The organism is Sphingomonas bacterium (assembly GCF_903643065.1).
Lineage (GTDB): Bacteria > Pseudomonadota > Alphaproteobacteria > Sphingomonadales > Sphingomonadaceae > Sphingomonas.
In genome coordinates, this window is sequence record NZ_CAHJWX010000406.1 from 1 (window position 1) to 2,861 (window position 2,861).

Genomic DNA, 2,861 nt, shown 5'->3' on the forward strand with positions numbered 1-2,861 from the left:
ATCTGGCGGGTGCGGCCGGACTGGGTGGCGCTGCTCGCGCTGCTGCCGGTGGCGGGGCATCTGGCGTGGCAGGCGGCGACGCTGGACCCCGCCGACGGCGCCGGCGCGCTGCACCGGTTCCGGTCCAACCGCTTCGCGGGGCTGCTGATGTTCCTTGCCTGCATGGTCGTGGGCAGCACGGCCTAGGCGGGACGGGCCACAGGCCCGAGGTCTCGCGGCGGCACGCACCGGCCCGCCCCCCCCGGAACGGGTCCCGGACGACGATGGACTGGCGGCGAGGTGGTTTCGCTGGCATCGCGCGGCCCGCGTCCCTAGATCGCCGGAATGCTGACCCCCCATCAGGCGCAGGATCGCGCCCAGGACCTTGTCGCCCGCGCGAAGGCGGCCGGCGCCGATGCCGCCGATGCGGTGTTCGCCGCCGACGCCGCGATCGAGATTTCCGTCCGCCTCGGCGCGCTGGAGGACGTCGGCCGGTCGGAGAGCCAGGACCTCGGGCTGCGCGTCTTCGTCGGCGCGCGGTCGGCGAGCGTCTCCACCTCCGACCTGACGCCCGCCGCGCTGTCGGCGCTGGTGGAGCGCGCGGTGGCGATGGCGCGCGAGGCGCCGGAGGACGCATGGGCGGGCCTGGCGCCGGAAGAGCGGCTGATGCGCGGCGCGCCCCCGCTGCTCGACCTCGACGACGTCGGGGACGCGGGCGAGGACATCGACCCCGCCGGCCTGCGCGATCTGGCGCTCGCCGCCGAGGACGCGGCGCGGGGCGTTCCCGGCGTCACCAACTCCGAGGGCGGCGGCGCCAGCGCCTCGCGGTCGGTATGGGCGCTCGCGACCAGCCACGGCTTCGCGGGCGCCTATGCCGCCACCGGCTATGGCCTGTCGGCGAGCGTGCTGGCGGGAACGGGCGGGGGCATGCAGCGCGACTATGCCCATTCCTCCGCCCGGCATCGCAGCCGGCTCGACGCACCGGACGCCATCGGCCGGCAGGCGGGCGAGCGGGCGGTGGCGCGGGTGGAGCCCGGCAAGCTCGCGAGCGGACCGACGACGGTGGTGTTCGATCCGCGCGTGGGGGCCAGCCTGATCGGCCATCTGGTCGGCGCGATCGGCGGCCAGGCGATCACGCGGCGCACCAGCTTCCTGCTCGACGCGCTGGGTACGCAGGTCTTCGCGCCCGGCGTCACCATCCGCGACGACCCGCATCGCCCGCACGGCCTGCGCTCGCGTCCGTTCGACGGCGAGGGGCTGCCGGTGTCGCCGACGCTGATCGTCGAGGCGGGGATGCTGGAGACGTGGCTGCTCGACTCGGCGTCCGCGCGCCAGCTCGGGCTGGAGCCGACCGGCCATGCCGCGCGCGGCGTCGGCGGCGGGCCGGGGGTGACGACGAGCAATCTCTACATGGCGGCGGGCCACCTGCCGCCGGCGACGCTGATCGCCGACATCGCCGACGGCGTGTTCGTGACCGAGCTGATCGGTCAGGGCGTCAACGGCGTCACCGGCGACTACAGCCGCGGCGCGGCTGGCTTCCGGATCGTCGGCGGGCGGCTGGCCGGACCGGTGGCGGAGTTCACGATCGCCGGCAACCTGCGCGACATGTACCGGCAGATGACGCCGGCGAACGACCTGGAGTTCCGCTACGGCAGCAACGTCCCCACGATCCGGATCGACGGGATGACCGTCGCGGGTGGCTGACGCGGAGGGCCACCGGGCGCTCGCCGATGCGGTCGCGGGGATCGCGGCGGAGGCGGGCGACTATGCGCTGGCACGCTGGCGGACGGATTTCCGCCGGTGGGAAAAGGCGCCGGGCAGTCCGGTGTGCGAGGTGGACCTGGCTGTCGACGCGCTGTTGCGCGAACGGTTGTCGGCGCTGTTGCCCGACGCGGGCTGGCTGTCGGAGGAAACGGCGGACAGCGCGGACCGGCTCGACTGCGCCCGCCTGTGGGTGGTCGATCCGATCGACGGCACACGCGACTACATACGCGGGCGTCCCGGCTGGTGCGTGTCGGTCGCGCTGGTGGAGGACGGGCTGCCGGTGATCGGCGTTCTGGACGCTCCTGTCCGCGGCGAGCGGTGGCGATCGGCCGCCGGCGGGGGCGCCCTGCGCAACGGGACCCGGCTTCGGGTGAGCGAACACACCGGGCTGGCCGGCGCACGGGTGCCGACCGACGTCCTTCCCCGCGCCGACCGCGCGCTGATGGTGGCGGTGGACAAGCCCAACTCGATCGCGCTGCGCGTGGGCATGGTCGCGGCGGGCGAGGCGGACCTGGTCGCCACCACCCGCTGGGGCAACGAATGGGACGTCGCCGCCGCCGTGCTGCTGGCGCAGGAGGCCGGGGCGAAGGTAACGGATGCGAACGGCGCGCCGCTGACGTTCAATCGTCCGCGGCCGCAGGCCCAGGGACTGCTCGTCGCGCCGCCCGCGCTCCACGCCGCCGCGCTGGCGCGCGCGCCGGCGCAGGCCCGACCCTGACGCTCAGCCCCCGATCCCGTCCCCGCCTTCGTTCCCGCTCCCGCCATCGCCCTGGTACCTGATCTCGAGATAGCGCCCGCGCGTCGCCAGCGCGTCGAGGTCGCCCTGCGCCAGGCTGGCGCTCATCTCGCGAAGCTGGCGATCGATCAGCGACAGGCCGTCGGCCAGCTGCGCGTCGGGCGTGCGACCGTTGCGGGCGACGCCGCGCAGGTCGGCGGGGACGCGCCGATAGCCGCGCACGAACTCGGGCAGCTGCTCTGCGACCAGCTTGCGCACCTCCTCGCCCGCCGGCGCGCCCGCGTCCAGCGCGGCGAGCTGCGGCGCCAGCGTGTCGAGGCGGACGCCGATCTCGTTGGTCCAGAGCACGATGCTGATCGTGCGATCCCGCGCGCCGCAGTCG

At 75.1% G+C, this 2,861-nt stretch carries 2 protein-coding genes and 2 pseudogenes; 3 read left to right on the plus strand and 1 reads right to left on the minus strand.

Annotated features, from left to right (window positions below; all coding sequences use genetic code 11):
- The 3 genes and pseudogenes from HUU95_RS12940 to HUU95_RS12950 all read left to right on the plus strand — a co-directional run.
- Positions 1–186, plus strand: a pseudogene (locus HUU95_RS12940) (4-hydroxybenzoate octaprenyltransferase); the annotation flags it as partial.
- 138 nt (positions 187–324) lie between these two features.
- A complete protein-coding gene (locus HUU95_RS12945; protein ID WP_174280478.1) occupies positions 325–1,683 on the plus strand; it encodes a TldD/PmbA family protein in 1,359 nt (452 codons plus the stop codon).
- Entirely contained in the window at positions 1,676–2,461 is a 786-nt protein-coding gene (locus HUU95_RS12950) for a 3'(2'),5'-bisphosphate nucleotidase CysQ (protein ID WP_174280479.1), read from the plus strand. The genes HUU95_RS12945 and HUU95_RS12950 overlap by 8 nt, the downstream gene beginning before the upstream one ends.
- Before the next feature lie 3 nt (positions 2,462–2,464).
- Here the strand turns inward: HUU95_RS12950 and HUU95_RS12955 are convergent.
- Positions 2,465–2,861, minus strand: a pseudogene (locus tag HUU95_RS12955) (hypothetical protein); the annotation flags it as partial.